Genomic DNA, 16,735 nt, shown 5'->3' on the forward strand with positions numbered 1-16,735 from the left:
TAATTTATCACACATGTAAAGGGCCATAACCCCCCGACTTATAGAGTTATAGAGCTTGTCTAAGTGAGAGTTTACGGTCTCTGATTGCCCCATTCGATCAAAAACCTTTCGTTCTTACTTTTACGGTACTAACATCCAGTAGGAGATGAACCACTCCTACTGAATGAAGTTTCACGTTATAAAACCGGAGAAATGAGTCGTGAAATAGACTCTTTAAATCGGATGCCTAAAGATCGCTGTTTATATAATATTGCCGTCATCTGCGTAGATAATAGCATATCTTCCTCAAATTTTGATACCAATTGTTGTGTTAGCTCACGATCATATAAGAAAGCATTGACTTCAAAATTCAAACGGAAACTACGTACATCAATATTTGCCGTTCCGACAGAAGCTATTTTGCCATCTACGACGATCGTTTTCGCGTGTAAAAAGCCATTTTGATAAATAAAGACTTCTGCCCCAGCTTCTAACAGATCACCTATGTAAGACAATGTTGCCCAATATACAAAAGGGTGATCCGGTTTATTTGGAATCATAATTCTAACATTAACGCCTGATAAAGAAGCTATTCGTAATGCATCGCGCAAGCTTTCATCAGGTATAAAGTAAGGAGTTTGAATATAGACATATTCCTTGGCAGTCATGATCATTTTAATATACCCGTTTTTAATCTGCTCCCATTCAGAGTCTGGTCCACTAGAAACTATTTGGACACCGACATCCCCCACTGGGTCGGCACTATAATAACGATCTTCGTATAAAATATCATTACGGGAAGCCTGGTTCCAATCCAAGATAAATCGTGTCTGCATTTGACGTACTGCATCTCCATAAATGCGTAAATGCGTATCACGCCAATATCCAAACTTTTTATTTTTTCCTAAGTATTCATCACCAATGTTAAAGCCGCCAATATAGCCTATTTTGCCGTCAATAATAGCTAATTTACGATGATTTCGGTAGTTTATTTTAAAATTAATCTTTGGTATTTTGGGTGGAAAAAAAGCTTCCACTTCTACTCCTGCCTTACGGAGACGTTTAACATATTTTCGCTTTAATGAGCGTGAACCCATATCATCAAACAACACACGAACCTCTAGTCCTTCTTCTGCCTTTTTTATTAAAATATCTGCAATGCGTTGACCAAGCTGATCACTGCGAATAATATAGTATAACAAGTGAATATGATCTTTAGCTTTTTCCAGATCCCTCATTAATGCCTCAAATTTCTCTGTACCATCCGTATAAATTTCCACTTCATTATCATGTGTAAAAATAGCATCGTCATTACGCAAATGTAAATAAAATAAATCTTCATATTCAGCGATTTCGTTATTTTTAAATTCAAATGTTCCTTCTTCAAGAGCGCGTAACTGGGATTGGACTGATGCCTTTACCCCCAATCTGCTTTTCGTGTCCCATGTAAAAATTCGTCGTTTACTAATTGGTTTGCCAAAAATCAAGTACAATATGAATCCTAAAATTGGAATGAACAACAATACCATTAGCCAAGCCCAAGTTGAGGTTGGGTCTTTGCGTTCCAAAAAGATTATGGAAACACCTAACGCGATATTTAAAATTAATATAAAGCTTAGCAAATAAGAAAATATGTCTATTTGCAAGACTTCCCCCCCTTCCTAAACAACACGAGCTCCCATGATTCAACAAAGAACTACCGTGCACTTGAATTTTTTACTTCTTCATAATACTATAGCATACCATGATATTTATCGATAATCTGAATAAAAACGATGTTAATTTCAGTTTATTCTCAACAAAAAACAAATTATTATAACCTCTGATACTAGATGCCTCTTGTTACTTCTTGACTCGAGAATTTATCTTTACCAAATGAATCCTTTACTTTAATATAGCTAATTGTATCAATTGAATACCAATTTATGTATTAAAAACGTTGAAATAAAGTGAAGCCTCAAGCAATCGGGGTTTTCTTTATCCCTCACTAATTGTTTAGCACTACAAGAGTATAGCCTAAAAAAGGGTCTTTTAACAGCATCGGAAAGTTGAGTCACAGTTGTTGGACCCTTCACTTATCCCAAGGTTTACGTCAATCGATGGAAGGGCAGTTTTTTCTGCCAGTTGCTTGAGGAATAACCGACTTCCTACTTTAAAGCTCATTCATTTATCTAACATACTCATAAAACAACCGCCAAACTGTATCGCCTGTAGCCGTTATAGTTATAGTGTCGTAAAGAAGTTTAGTGCAGACTAACTTCAATAAGGTTAGCCATCATTTAAACGTATTAATTCATTAATCAATAAATCAACTATTAAGAAAAATCCGATTCGTGATATTTTGTCATTTTTCTTTGTATCATTATTATCGGAGTAGCAATATAAATTATCATTTGTATATTTAGTTAATTCATTTGTTTGAAAAGAAGTAATACTAATTATTTTTGCGTCTTTAAAATGTACTTTTTTAGCTGTATTAACGATCTTCTTTGTATTTCCTGACATAGAAATAAATATCACCATATCGTTTTTGGCTACAAAGTTCGTAAATAACTCAGATAGATTATAATCTTTTATAAAAATACACTGAATTCCGATTGATAACAAAAGATGCTCTAAATAATAACCTACTGCCTTACTAGTTCCTCTAGCCATAATAAATACATTTTCCGAGAATTGTATTTGTTTAGCACAATTTTGGAGCACTTCTTCACTAACAAGGGAAAATGTTTTTTTAATACTTTGATCTAGTCTATCACGGTACGATAAATCATTCTTTTTTTGATGAAGCGTCTTATCTTTTACAGATTGGTTTATATAATACTTTAATTCCTTGTACCCACTATAACCAAGTTTTTGAGCAAGGTTTATGATCACTGTTTTCGATACATATATAGTTTCTGCTAAATCATTTATCTTCATGTAGGGGATAACATCCATATTTTCTACAATATAATTCAAAACCTTCCGTTCACTTGCTGTCATCTCTTCATAGTTATCTAAAAAGTTCAACATGTTTCATTCCTCAATCCATTCCAATATTTGCTGTTACTTGCCTATCCCTTTAATCAAATTACTACGATTTAGTATACCATTTTAAAATCTTCCTACCAGTTATAATGAAACAAAAGCTTTAGGATGGATTTTCTCCTTCATACAGAGATCAAAGAATTTTTAGACGTTGTTGAAAAATCGGCGTTGTCTTGCGATTAAACAAACGTAGCCTTTTCTTATCCAGCGAATTTACATTTGCATTTATCAGTTCTACCAATAAAGTTAGATAAGAATTATACGTACGTTAGATACATAAAGATAATATGAATATACAAAAACTCCCTCTCAGCTTTTATGCTGAAAAGGAGCGTCATCCATTAGTTATACTTATTTAATATTTCTTCTTTCACTTCTTTTGCTCTATTGGCTTCATTCTCTGCTATTGTAACGGAAAGCCCGATATAGTTTCTCGGATCGATCATCGCTTTAATTTCTTCATCGGTAAAGTCACTGGCAATTTTTTCATTTGCTTTTAAATTGGTAAAGAAATCTTCACCCTCGGAGGCCGTCTTCATGGCAATTTCATACATAAGTGAATGCGCTTGATCTTTCCCCAGTTTTTCTGCTAATTTCATCATCACATACTCACTATTATCCAATCCCTTGTTACGTAAAGCATTATGCAGCATCCTGTCCTTATGAACGATTATCGTCCTTGTTAATTCCTCACATCGTAATAAAACCTCCGTAATTAATTCCATGGCTTCTTCAAGCAAACCATCGAATAGCATATAGGAACTGCTATCTCCTTCATATGGACGTACTGCTGAATACATTCCGACTCCAGGTAAAGAATACAGTTTTTGCGAGTTTGCAATAATCCCTTTAGCTAATTTCGGATTAATTTTATGTGGCATGGTACTGCTGCCGATCGTACCCTTACTAAATCCTTCCGAAACCTCTGCTATTTCTTCCAATGTTGTACTATATACTTCTTCGGCTATTTTATGGCAAATATTGGCTAGCAACGACAAGTTCATCATGTACTCTAATTTATGTGTATTTATATTTCTTGAAGGAACTTCCATCGGATACATCCCTACTAGTTCTGCAACACGCGCTTGTACTTGCATGCCAACTTCTGGCATCGAACTAAATGTACCTACAGCCCCTCCCATCATGATTTTAAAAACTCTTTTTTCCGCTTCTGCCATACGTTCATAGCAATGAATAAAGTCGCTAATCCATACCGAAACCTTATACCCATATGTAATAGGAATCGCATGTCTACCATGAGTTCTTCCAGGCATTACCGTATCCTTATTGTCATATGCCAATGTACTTAAATTACCTAAAATTTTACCGATTATTTTCATAAACTGATGATGTGCTTTTTTTAGAATATAAAGTTGTGAGCTTTGTTGTATATTTTGTGTTGTTATCCCATAATGAACATATTTTCCACTATTTTCTGGACAAGCTTTTACGAATACCTTTAAAAAAGGAACAAAACCATGTCCTATTTTTTTGTATATTTGATCCATTTCTGCAAAATCAATATTCTCTATTTTAGCTGCTTGGTTAATATCATCTGCTGCTTGCTGGGGAATAAATCCATATTCAGCTTGTGCCTGTGCTAAAGCAGCTTCAAATAATAACCACGTTTTATATTTTTCTTCTTGGGTAAATAGTTTTTTTATACCTTGATCATCCATCGTCTTACTTTTCGAATCATATAATGCTCTCATTTATCTCTCTCCATTTTTAGTTTCGTATTTCATCATCAACCGCATTTTTTACAAATTCAACTTGTGGACCATAGACAACATGAATATGTTTTGCCGTTGGAAAGAAAAATCCTGTACATCCAGAAGTAGTTAATACATCTTTGTCGATAACACGAACATCTTTTAAATCGATCCGAAGTCGGGTAATACAATTATCAACATTTAAAATATTTCCTTTTCCTCCTAATGCTTTAACGACAATTTTCGCTATCTCATCATAACGTTTTTCTTTTAATAATGTATTATCTAGATTTTGCTGTTCTTCTCGACCGGGAGTTTTAATATCAAAGCGAATAATGGCCCAGCGAAACACAAAATAAGTTACGATGGCTAGCCCTGTACCAATTAGCACAAGAAAAATCCAATTGGTTTGTTCATATAGCAATCCAAAAATCGTAAAGTCAAAAATAGTTCCACGTATATATCCAATTGCTACCCCTGCAAAAGATAATAAAACGGCACCAATCCCAACAATAAAGGCATAAACAACATATAATAATGGGGCTATAAACACGAATGTAAATTCTAACGGTTCCGTAACATTACCAAGAACAGCAGTTAAGACCATTGTAATTAACATTGATTTCACATAAGCTTTATTTTCTTTATAAGCCGTTTTATACATTGCAAAGGCAATCGCCGGAAAGATAAATAACGTTACCAACATTTGCTGTTGTGCCATAAAACGAGTTAGCTTTGGCATCATCGACCAATACTCACTATTAGGTCCTTGATTAAATAAAATCTCCGTCATCGCAGGGACAACCCCTACGTACGTTTCGCCATCAATAACATAGGACCCTCCAGCTTCCGTGAATCGAAACAGAACATTCCACACATGATGCAATCCAAAAGGAATAAATAATCTCTCTCCTGCAGCAGTAAAGAACGGACCTACCACACTTAAATATACGGAAGATAAGTTTGTTAAAAGTCCTACAAACAACGACCAAATAAAAGGAATGATTAAACCAATTACCGTCATAAAACCAATTGTAATAATCGGGACAGATTTTTTTCCTGAAAAGAATGCAAATGCCGTTGGCAATTCTAGATTATAAAACTTATCTGTTGCCCAAGCTGCTAAAAGCCCAGTAATGATTCCTCCTGCCGCATTAATATTCATTGTTTGGATGCCTAACACTTCTATTTGCCCATATTGCGTCATAACCTCGGGATCCGCCATCTTCCCCGTAATGATTAGCCAAACATGCATGGCTATAATTAAGGTTAAATAGCCAGTTGTAGCGGCAAAAACAGATATCCCCTTATCTTTTTTACTCATTCCATAGGCAACACCCATTGCAAATAACAATGGAATATTATCAAACACGACACTTGCTATGGTACGAATGCTAGTTAATAAAGTATTTACTGCTTCATAGCCTAAAAAAGGAAACCTTTCAATCATATACGTTTGTACCAATGCTCCACTAATCCCTAAGATCATACCAACTGGCGCCAGTACCCCAATTGGGAGAAGTAAAGTACGCCCAAATCTTTGAATGGAGTCGCTGATTTTTCGCTTTGTCATTTAGAATTTAAACCTCCTCATTCAGCATTTCACATTTTATTTTATCAGCCAAATTAAAAATAAAAAGCGCTTTCATATCCTTTCAGCTGACATAGGTAATGAAAAATGACCTAGGTCACAACCATTTGTAAAAATCAATAACATGTAAAAAACTTTAAACTGAAACATACCTTTATTCGTTCTACAAGTGTATACGTAACCTTAATAACAGCAAATTGTCTTAAATCAACAGCCATTCACAAAGTTGCAGCGAATTACTAGTTGCTGGGCAATGGAGCCGAACGTGACTAGTCGGTTATTTCGTTACAAGCACTTCATTTTATACTTGCTTATCTTTTAAACAAAGGCGCAGGGCGCCCGTTTAGCAACGTAGTGAATGGAACGAATCAACTAAAGATTTAGGAATCATGCCACTAAAAACAGGGGTATGCCGACGTGGAGCGGCAAGCCCGTTTTTAGTCTCGGCCTTCCTCTTTGCCACGAACCGATGATAACTTATCGTAGGGCGCATTTCTAAGTTCACATAGTTGCTGGGCTCATGCGCCGGACGTGACTATTAGGTTATTTCATTATCCATAAGCACCTGAGTTTATACTTTCTTATTCTTCAAAAAATAAATTAAAGCCTCCTTGTTTATTTATAATGAGAAATATCTAAAGCTTCGTACATCCTACTTAGACCTAATTTATATAAATAATATGTGTACAACGTATTCTTCATTGACAATACATCTTGAACCTTATATAATATTCAGTAATTTAAAAATTGAATCTCTTATCAAGAGTGGTGGAGGGAATAGGCCCTTTGAAACCCGGCAACCTAAAAGCAATAATGATTTGCTTTTTACGGTGCTAAATCCTACAGACCTTAGAAATGGTCTGGAAGATAAGAGGAGGAACGGAAAACGATTCTAGCCCTCTTCTTTAGGAAGAGGGCTTTTTATTTCCACCACCTCCAAATAGTCGCCTACCTTGAAAAAATTAACCAGCCGAAAACATACTTTTCGCAAGATTCATTCAACAGGTTCCAAAAACGGAGACCACAAATGCAAAAAAGATAAGAGGATTAGATCTTAAGAACCAGCCCCACATTCAAAGGAGGAATAAAACAATGACAAGCTTTTTCATGCAAGATCCAGAGACAATTTTACTTCACGGCGGGCAAATACCCGACCCGACAACAGGTGCAAGGGCAGTACCTATCTACCAAACTACTTCTTATGTTTTTAAAGATACCAAACATGCCCAAAATTTATTCGGATTAGCGGAGCCAGGAAATATTTATTCTCGTATTGGTAATCCAACAGTCGATGCATTTGAACAGCGTGTTGCTCAATTGGAAGATGGGGTCGCAGCAGTAGCAACCTCTTCTGGTATGGCTGCTATTACATTCGCTATTTTAAATGTCGCCAGTGCTGGCGATGAAATCATTACCGACAGCAATCTTTATGGTGGGACGTATAACTTATTTGCTAACACATTGCCTCGCTATGGCATCAACGTTAAATTCGTTGATGGTACCAATCCAAAAGAAGTAGAAGCAGCGATCACTGACAAAACAAAAGCTATTTTTGGAGAAACGATTACAAATCCAAGTCTTCACGTTTTTGATATAGAGACCATTGCTACTATCGCTCACGCACACCATATTCCATTAATTATTGATAATACATTCGCACCATACCTTACCAAACCATTCGCCTGGGGAGCGGATATTATTGTCCATTCTGCTACAAAATGGATCGGCGGACACGGAACCACCATTGGAGGTATCATTGTAGACGGTGGAAGATTTGATTGGAACAATGAACGATTTCCTGACTTTACTGAACCCGATGAGAGTTATAATGGTCTGCGGTTTATTGATGTTGGACCAGCCGCTTTTGCCACTAAGCTTCGCGTGCAATTAATTCGTGATATTGGCGCTTGCTTAAGTCCACATAGTGCCTTTTTACTGCTTCAAGGATTAGAAACGTTACATTTACGTATGCAACAACATACACAAAATGCACAAAAGATTGCATCGTATTTGGAGGATCATCCAGCAATTGAGTGGGTCAGTTATCCAGGTTTGCCCAGCCATCCGTCCTATCCATTAATAAAAAAATATTTCCGTGATGGTACGGCAGGATCGATCATTACGTTTGGTATAAAAGGGGGGAGGGAAGCTGGACGACAATTAATTGATCACATTGAATTATGGTCACATGTAGCCAATGTAGGTGATGCGAAATCACTGATTATTCACCCCGCTTCCACGACACATCAACAACTTACATCAGAAGAATTAGCAGCGAGCGGAACGACGGAAGAAACCGTCCGTTTATCGATTGGGTTAGAATCCGTAAATGATTTGCTAATTACACTAGATCAAGCGATAGCCAAAGCTACAGGTGAACAAGAGACCATCGTATTTGATGATCAGCACGCTATCCATTGGCTGCTCCATTCTTCTTTTATAAGAGACGAGGGGAACATACGCAAAAAAACCATTGCCGTTTACGGGTTAGAGCAAGCGAGCAAAGCAGATGAAGAAAAAGTGTTGCAACTGCGAGCACTTGGATTTGACATAGTTGCTGTCGGAAATCCTATTTCCACAGCGGAACTGCCACAGTATGATGAGTTATCTGAGGTTCCGATTGTAGACGCCATTTGGCTGGTACACGCAACATTACCAGCTGACTTGTTAGAGCAACTCGTAAATAAAAAATGCAAGCTTTTATGGATCGAGCAACCGAACGCTTTCCATAATATAGCAGATTATAAAAAAGCAGCAGAAATTACAGTTATTACACACAAGAACCCTTATGATGAAGCACTACGACTTCGTAATAATTCCTGTTTAACACCAGTGTAAAGTTAACTAATTCAAACCAGTAGAGATAATAAAAAGCTCATAGACTTAAAAAAATGGATTTTATTACCCTTAAACAGGACTCCATCTTGCTCAATCAAACTTTAGGTGCCCTAGCCTTTTTACAAACACTTCGTAAAAGCTTATGGCGCCTTTTGTTTTATTAAGGAAAGTGCCTCGAAAACGAATATGAATAATGGTTAGAAAATGCTTAAAATTTGTCAGTTTCTATACATAGACAAAGAAAAAATGATCAACAAACTAATACTGCTATTATTGGAATATTTTTGATAAGTTATGGATAATTGACCTGCTTTGTACAACATTTGACTAATAAACTCTAGTCAAATGTTGTTCTAGTTAAAAATTCTCCTACGAAATGTGGGAGAATTTTTAAGAAAACGACTCATAAAAATTTTATACTGTTGAACTCAATGATATACCCTCCATCTTTAATAGTTGCGAAATGATTGGAGAAAAAATCAATTCTACCCACTACCTAGAGTCTTAGCCTTATATATTTATGCTATTTTAGCACGTTATAACGAAAGCTCAACCGGTTGGGATACCATTGGTTATAATTTATCTTACTTGAGAATACGTACTGCGCTTAAAAATGAATAGCACTATTTATTTAAGGTGTTTACGCTAATCAATAGATTGAGAAATTTGTTTCTTTGCTAATGCTATTCTAGAACTATCAATTTCGTGTAGATACTGACAAATTTGTTCAACGACGAAAAGCTGCGACATTTCCGTAATTAAAGTACTTCCTTCTTGTGCTACTTCCTTTCCTGCAGTAAATAATAATAATTCAGCGATTTTAGTAATAGGCGACCGTGAATGGTTCGTAATCGCAATCGTTTTTGCTCCATTTTCCTTCACCTTACTTAACCATTGTAACGTCTCTCGTGTATCACCTGTTACACTAAATGCGATCGCCAAGTCATCAGGTTCAATTAAATGAGATGAAACCAATCTTGTATGCTGTTCTGAAAAAAAGTATGCTTTATAACCAAGGCGCATGAGTCTAATCTGTGCTCCCTGTGCAGCCAAAGCAGAGAAACCGATACCAAACAAATAGATTGCATTACTGTTCTTTATCAAATTTGCTGATTGTTTTATTTTTTCCGTATTGGTCATCAGTCTTGTTTCATCCAGCATTTTAACAATATCTTGGTACGTTTTTTCAAATTTAGTATCCGCTTTAGGTTCTTTACCGCTAAGGATTTGCTTTGCCATAGTAGTCTTAAATTCATGATATCCAGAAAAGCCTACCTTTTTTAAAAAGCGAATTACAGTAGCTTCCCCGACACCAAATTCATCAGCAAGTTCTGTTAAAGACATAAAAGCAATACGCTGGTAGTTCTCGGAAACAAACGAGGCAACTTTTTTCTCGCTCTTCGTTAAGGCTGGGTAAATGCTCTTCACTCGTGCTAAAAAATCCATTATATCCATAGATTAAACTCTCCTTGCGCCAGGAATTACTACTTCTTCTTTATTTTTAAATCAAGACCGATTTCAAACATTCTTTTCCATGGTAAATGTATACAAATCTGGGATAATTCGAATTCCGAAAAGCTATTTTTTACCATTTGCTGATAATATATTTCAATCCTCTTCTTAATTTCACTAGCAACTTTATCATCCTGATGATTCAATTGGAAATAGTCTGCGCCAATTTCAGGAAGAACGGTCTCTGTAACCTCTTTGCGAACAATGGACTGATATAAACCATCTTCAAGGATATGGTATATGAGATTCTTTTTTATTGTCAAGCAATCCTGCTTGTCAAATGCAAAGCTGCCTGCAGCAATAGATGTCCCTAACGTATTACCATTTGTGTTCCAGCCTTTATAAGATATTAATTGATCAAGAAGCTGATAGTCATCCAGATAATGGAGCAATTCTATATCGCCTCCGTTTGCAAAGGCACTGTCCGCAAGCACTACAGGCTGTCCCATGTCCAAATAGTCTTGGATACGTTCTGTAAAAAAGTGTAGCTGACGATAGCTGCTGTAGGTGACATCTTTTTCATCTTGATTAAATGCTTCTTGCATTACTTTACCTGGTGTATTAATTGCTAATATAAAATCTGCCTCCTTCGGCTGTAAAGCCACTTTACAGCCAGAAGCAAGCAAATGTGCTTTGACACTTTCGGCAAATGGTCTGTCTTCATAAAGTGGTATAATATAGGGACCTAATGTTGAGCTAAAAAAAGAGTATACCCGCGGTTTCCTATTGAGCAAATGATTAACCATTCGGGCAACTAATGTAGATCCAACCTCATCTGCTCCTGGATAGACCATTACTTTGTTTTGTAACCTTTTTTGTTCGATGTAGCGATAAACAACTGCCTGATCTTTTGCAGTATATCCATATACTGCAGCATCATCTTGCGGAATAGCAAGAAAGTTTATTACGTCTGAAGCAACTAAATCAAGAACATGCATGTTCATCGTAACATTGAAATTACGTCGTCTTTCATAATCTTCAATAAACATTTCTGGAATTTTGGTATTTATTTGTTGTAATTGACTTTTTTCCTTTTCATTTAATCCTGTACGGCTGTCTTTATCTAGTAAATAAGCTCTTTTAAATAATGCTTCTCCATACGCAGCATAATAATCCGGTTCTTCATCAGAGCTATTAAACTTCGGAGTACGCATAATTAAATTTGATGCAACTATTGGTAAATGCGGATATTCTGCTCTTAGCAGTTGGAACTTTTTCAATCGCTCTTTTCCTTCCGATTCACGTAATTGGTGTAATCGAGACGGTAAAAGACCACCGTATAGCATCATTTCAACAGAAACTACCAAACCATCAGCCTCAGGAGCATAATCATTGATAAATTTCCATAATTGCTCGACATTTGCTTTTTCTTTTTTCCGACCTAGTATTTCACTTGGTGGAACAATTAATTTTACGTCCTTTCTTGTTTCTTGCATATATTGTGGATATAAATAATTACATGGTCGCTCGTCTAACGGGATATAGATTATCTTTTTCATATTATCACCTAATTTTTTGGAGTTTTTCTCATAATTACTTCTATACAGTCGACCACTGTTTTTTGAATCTCATCTGCTTTTTGCTTTACTTGATCTGAAGCGGAGTCAATAGCAAATGAATACCCAGCAGTTTCGAACATGGAAATATCGTTTTCAGAATCACCAATAACATACACATCATGTGTTGATATATTTAACGCTTTCATAATTTGACGAACAGCCACACCCTTTGAGGTATGTTTAGACATAATTTCTAAGGAAGAGTCACTGGTTTCTACACAATTAACGATGTTTTCATATTTTTTATGGATGGTAGCTTTTATCTCTTTGAAACCTGATTTTTCACCGAATATAAGAAAGATGGTTGGAATCACGCAGTTTCCAATTTTTTCGCTTAGTTGTGGATCAATCACTGCTGAATCAACAAATTCAGCTACTTCTCCCATCGGGCGTGGTGAAGGAAAATAACGCCGTTTAACATCATTTACTTCTACTCGTTCGTTCCTTTTGGCTAATATTTGCATGATTCCTTTAGCCGCATGAGAATTAATCTCCTGTTTAAAAACTATTTTTCCATCCTTATCTGTTATAACGGCACCATTTTGGCTAATTCGAAAATCACCTTGAACTCCTAGTTGCTTCTCAACATATACAATATCATGATCTAATCGCCCTGTAGCAATAATAAATATACCACCTGAGTTCGAAAATAACTGAATTTTCCTTATGCTTTCTAATGATATTTCATTGTTTTTATCAAGTAATGTTCCATCTAAATCACAGATTAATACTTTCGTCATGCATACCCTCCTGTTGACAGTTCTAGTTAGTTGCGATTTTTCCTTTCCATGGCGGCTACTCGGTTCGTTGCGATTACAAACGGCAAATAAATCAGAACCGATAGCGCAATTAATAGAGCAGCTAAAATTGCTGCACGGTAGTCACCTGCAGTCGCTAAAAAGGCAGATAATACAGGCGGGGTTGTCCAGGGAATAAATACAACCGTTTTTGAAATCAGACCTATAGATGTAGCCAGATAAGCAATATTCAGATTCACAATTGGCACAAGAATAAGAGGTATCGCTAAGATTGGATTCAAAATAACTGGCAGTCCAAACATTAATGGTTCATTAATATTAAATAATCCTGGAGCAGCAGAAAGCTTAGCAACCCCGCGGTATTCTGCGCGTTTAGAAGCAATAAGTATGGCAACTAATAAACCGATCGTATTTCCACCACCACCCATCATCGCGAAACTATCGATAAATGGCTTAGTTACAATATTAGGTATATGAATGCCAGCCTGAAACGCTTCTATGTTTTCCTGAATAGCGGCTAATAAAGTTGGTTCCGTAATTGGTCCGAGGACAAAGGTACCGTGAATTCCTAAAGCCCATAATAGGTTTTGTACAAACATAACCCCATTAATACCGAGTAACCCTTGGTAGATAGCATCAAGTGGTGCTTGTATTGCTTTTGTGATTATTTCTTGCAGTCCCAAATCAAATAATGTATTGGTTAAAAATACTAATAGGGCAAACAATGTTAAGGTAAAAAATGCTGGAATCAGCGCATTAAATGATCTAGCAACTTCAGGAGGAACACTTTCTGGCATTTTAATTTGTAATTTTTTGATTCTCTTTAATCGTAAAAAAACTTCTGTTCCAATTAAGGCTGAAATAATTGCAAAAATTAAACCAGTAGCTGATGTTTCACTTTGACTAAATACACCTGTTACCTGTACCGCTTCTTCTTGATTTAGCGGGATAACTTCAACCATACTAGGAAACATGGAAACTAAGACTGCAACTGCCATCACTCCTGGTATCACGCCATCTTCATTGTAAGAGCGGGCCAGCTTATAAGCGACAGTAAAAGCTATCAAGATCGAAAGCAGTCCTAATGTACCGTTGTAAACTTGATTTCCGATTTGCTGATAAGCACTTAAATCTATAACATCAGCAAAAACACCGTTATTAGCGTCCAAAATTACATTATTAATTAATATAAAAAATGAGGCTACAATAACAAGTGGAATCAAAATTATGAAGCCATCTCGCACAGCTCCTAAATGACGCTGCGTAGAAAACTTCGTAGCAACTGGTGTTAACCACTGAGCAATCTTATTGGCTATTATATCCATTTTTTATTCCCCCTAGCTTAATATTTTTTCATACTAGCGGTTTACCGTATCCTTAATTTGTTTTAAAACACTTTCGACTCGCATTAAACCATAGTCCTGACTATTAATGACACGAACCGAAAGCGAATCGCCTAATTCTTTTTCCATTTGATTTTTCATAAAAGCAACTTGCGGACCTAATAAAAACAAGTCATAATCGTTTTCTGACAATAGTGAACGCGCTTCTGAAATGGATACAGCTTCTATTTGCAAATTTATTCCTTCTGTTTCTGCAGCATTCTTTATTTTTTGCACAAATAAACTCGTGGACATCCCTGCACTGCATGCTACTAATACACGCATAACACACACTCCTTTATAATATTTCATAGTTATAAACACTCCTAATCATTGGTGTTTCAAACAATCTATAGAGCTTTATCTTGCTGCATTGCAATAATTTCTGTTGCCAAGTCTTTTGCCAGCATTGCAGTCATTAAGTGGTCCTGCGCGTGAACGAATATAATGGATAGATCCACTTTTCTTCCATTAGCTTCTTGATGTAATAATGACGTTTGAATTTTATGTGCCTGAAGCAACTGATCATCAGCATCTTTTAACAATTGTTCCGCTTTTTCAAAATTTCCTTTTCGAACATTTTTTAATGCTTCCATCGTATGAGAACGCGCATCACCACTATGCATAATAATCTTAAAACCGCTTTCATTCATATCCATGGTTTCACCTCCTTGCTGTAAGCGTACCACAAAAAAGTATTTTTGTATATAATTATTCACCAATATTTATATTTTGGAGAATATAAACCAAACGAACTACTAAAACAAATGTCTTTTCTTATACATATATAATGGTTTAAATGTTCGTCATATTCAGATGGGGGCATTGAAAAGTTCCTATGGTTGTTACTAGTTTTGTTAACAAATCGCTAACATTTTTCTATAATAGGTTTACTTTTTCATATGATTGGAAAAATTATAAATAACCTTCCCTTTCTGGTCGCCTTGTATTTGAAGGCGATCTTTTTTGATAGAAGATGAATGACCTAATTCAAAAGCGGCAAGCTATGAAAAACGAGGCTACAATTTAATCACTTTTAGGCATTTAAAAAGAGACACTTTTGATAATTAACTTAGCCATCGTTTTGCCTGCAAATAGTCTAAAAAGTGAAACCTTCATTTAATGGAATTTTTATGAAGCTTGAAATTCAGGGCAACCTCAAACAAGGTCATGCATAAAAAATGGTATACTTACCTTACTTGATGAAAATAAGAAACGGATGGTTCGTTCGCTAATTCATACCATGCATTTTTCAGACAAATTCGATTTACTTAGGATAAACAAATGCCTGAATGTTACATAACCTGTATACTACAACCAAATAATCTTCATTTTGGAGTTGCTTAAAACCAATTTCATTCGTACAGGAACTTTAAGGAAATTCTAAATCAATGAACCAGTTGTAAGCTCGAATAGTTAGAACAATAATGGTCTTGAAACAAAGTGAATGAATCATTTAATATTAACCAGCTTAGGTGTTGATAACGATGCAAAAAAACAAATATCTTATCAGGGCAATCCTATTAGTACTAATAGGAGGGATTCTCCTTTTCAACTCCCTTCGTGAACCTGAACAATCATCGGAATACGTTCAAACCACAAAGGAAGAACAGAACCAAACAGATTTAACAACAGAAAAAAAGGCGATAACAGCAAACGAACATAAACCACGTCGTTTACCGCAGCTTTCCTTTTATATAGAACAGCAAGTTACGCAACATTTTTACCAATCGAGACACATTACCGCAATTGGTGATTCGCTAACACAAGGCGTTGGAGATGAAACCGCTCAAGGAGGCTATGTTGGAGCATTGCAAGAAATGTTAGAGGAAGCAAAAACCCAAACTACTTTTGATAACTTTGGTGTAAGGGGCAATCGCTCAGACCAGCTGCTAAAACGACTGGAACAAGATGATATCATTGCTTCTATACAGCAAGCGGATATCGTATTTATAACGATCGGCGCCAATGATATTATGCAAATATTAAAAGAGAATATTACAAATCTGCAGATGGATGATTTCGAAAAAGCCCGTATAGACTATGAAAAACGACTGGGCAAGATTATATCAAACATACGTGCCATTAATGCAGAAACAGACATTTATTTACTAGGTTTTTACAATCCTTTCGGTGAGTATTTTAAAGATATTAAAGAATTAAAACTCATTGCTGAAAATTGGAATAAAACAGGGGAACAATTAGTAAACAAGTATGAAAACAGCTCATTCATACCAATTATGGATTTATTTTCAAATGCGGAAGAACACTTATTTGCAGAAGATAATTTCCATCCGAATCGGTTAGGTTACCAACGGATCGCTGAACGAGTATTCGAGGTTATGAAGAATAAACATAAAAGAGGATGAATGGG

General features: G+C 35.9%; 12 protein-coding genes and 1 riboswitch. Of the genes, 2 read left to right on the plus strand and 10 right to left on the minus strand.

Translation table 11 applies throughout. The features are described from left to right. Nucleotides 1-176: 176 nt before the first annotated feature. The 4 genes from cls to KBP50_RS20205 form a co-directional block, all read right to left on the minus strand. Nucleotides 177-1,619 carry a cardiolipin synthase gene (gene cls / locus KBP50_RS20190; protein WP_050351165.1) on the minus strand — a complete coding sequence of 481 codons (1,443 nt, stop codon included), beginning with the start codon at nucleotides 1,617-1,619 and terminating at the stop codon, nucleotides 177-179. 628 nt (nucleotides 1,620-2,247) lie between these two features. Continuing rightward, a complete protein-coding gene (locus KBP50_RS20195) occupies nucleotides 2,248-2,994 on the minus strand; it encodes a MurR/RpiR family transcriptional regulator (protein ID WP_050350898.1) in 747 nt (248 codons plus the stop codon). 356 nt (nucleotides 2,995-3,350) lie between these two features. Beyond that, nucleotides 3,351-4,721 (minus strand): class-II fumarase/aspartase family protein, encoded by a 1,371-nt coding sequence (locus KBP50_RS20200; protein ID WP_050350897.1) that lies wholly within the window; start codon nucleotides 4,719-4,721, stop codon nucleotides 3,351-3,353. Between the two features lie 16 nt (nucleotides 4,722-4,737). Further along, a complete protein-coding gene (locus tag KBP50_RS20205; protein ID WP_050350896.1) occupies nucleotides 4,738-6,294 on the minus strand; it encodes a PTS transporter subunit EIIC in 1,557 nt (518 codons plus the stop codon). Nucleotides 6,295-7,065: 771 nt separating this feature from the next. After that, nucleotides 7,066-7,186, plus strand: a riboswitch (SAM riboswitch). Nucleotides 7,187-7,404: 218 nt separating this feature from the next. Between KBP50_RS20205 and KBP50_RS20210 the strand changes: the two genes are divergently transcribed. Then, on the plus strand, nucleotides 7,405-9,150 hold the full coding sequence (locus KBP50_RS20210; RefSeq protein WP_050350895.1) for a PLP-dependent aspartate aminotransferase family protein: 1,746 nt from the start codon (nucleotides 7,405-7,407) through the stop codon (nucleotides 9,148-9,150). A 645-nt stretch (nucleotides 9,151-9,795) separates the two neighbouring features. On the opposite strand, the gene KBP50_RS20215 is transcribed toward KBP50_RS20210, so the two are convergent. The 6 genes from KBP50_RS20215 to KBP50_RS20240 form a co-directional block, all read right to left on the minus strand. Further along, entirely contained in the window at nucleotides 9,796-10,605 is an 810-nt protein-coding gene (locus KBP50_RS20215) for a MurR/RpiR family transcriptional regulator (RefSeq protein WP_050350894.1), read from the minus strand. A 29-nt stretch (nucleotides 10,606-10,634) separates the two neighbouring features. After that, the gene (locus tag KBP50_RS20220) at nucleotides 10,635-12,161 is read right to left on the minus strand and encodes a DUF4127 family protein (protein WP_050350893.1); all 1,527 of its coding nucleotides are present in this window, start codon (nucleotides 12,159-12,161) and stop codon (nucleotides 10,635-10,637) included. Nucleotides 12,162-12,169: 8 nt separating this feature from the next. Next, on the minus strand, nucleotides 12,170-12,961 hold the full coding sequence (locus KBP50_RS20225; protein ID WP_050350892.1) for a Cof-type HAD-IIB family hydrolase: 792 nt from the start codon (nucleotides 12,959-12,961) through the stop codon (nucleotides 12,170-12,172). A 26-nt stretch (nucleotides 12,962-12,987) separates the two neighbouring features. After that, entirely contained in the window at nucleotides 12,988-14,304 is a 1,317-nt protein-coding gene (locus KBP50_RS20230; protein WP_050350891.1) for a PTS sugar transporter subunit IIC, read from the minus strand. A 33-nt stretch (nucleotides 14,305-14,337) separates the two neighbouring features. Continuing rightward, nucleotides 14,338-14,646, minus strand: coding sequence for a PTS sugar transporter subunit IIB (locus tag KBP50_RS20235; protein ID WP_050350890.1), 309 nt, complete (start codon nucleotides 14,644-14,646; stop codon nucleotides 14,338-14,340). Between the two features lie 65 nt (nucleotides 14,647-14,711). Next, on the minus strand, nucleotides 14,712-15,020 hold the full coding sequence (locus KBP50_RS20240) for a PTS sugar transporter subunit IIA (protein WP_050350889.1): 309 nt from the start codon (nucleotides 15,018-15,020) through the stop codon (nucleotides 14,712-14,714). 828 nt (nucleotides 15,021-15,848) lie between these two features. Between KBP50_RS20240 and KBP50_RS20245 the strand changes: the two genes are divergently transcribed. Beyond that, on the plus strand, nucleotides 15,849-16,730 hold the full coding sequence (locus KBP50_RS20245; protein ID WP_050350888.1) for an SGNH/GDSL hydrolase family protein: 882 nt from the start codon (nucleotides 15,849-15,851) through the stop codon (nucleotides 16,728-16,730). Nucleotides 16,731-16,735: the final 5 nt, after the last annotated feature.

The sequence above is a fragment of the Virgibacillus pantothenticus genome (assembly GCF_018075365.1).
In the GTDB taxonomy this organism is placed as follows: Bacteria; Bacillota; Bacilli; order Bacillales; family Amphibacillaceae; genus Virgibacillus; species Virgibacillus pantothenticus.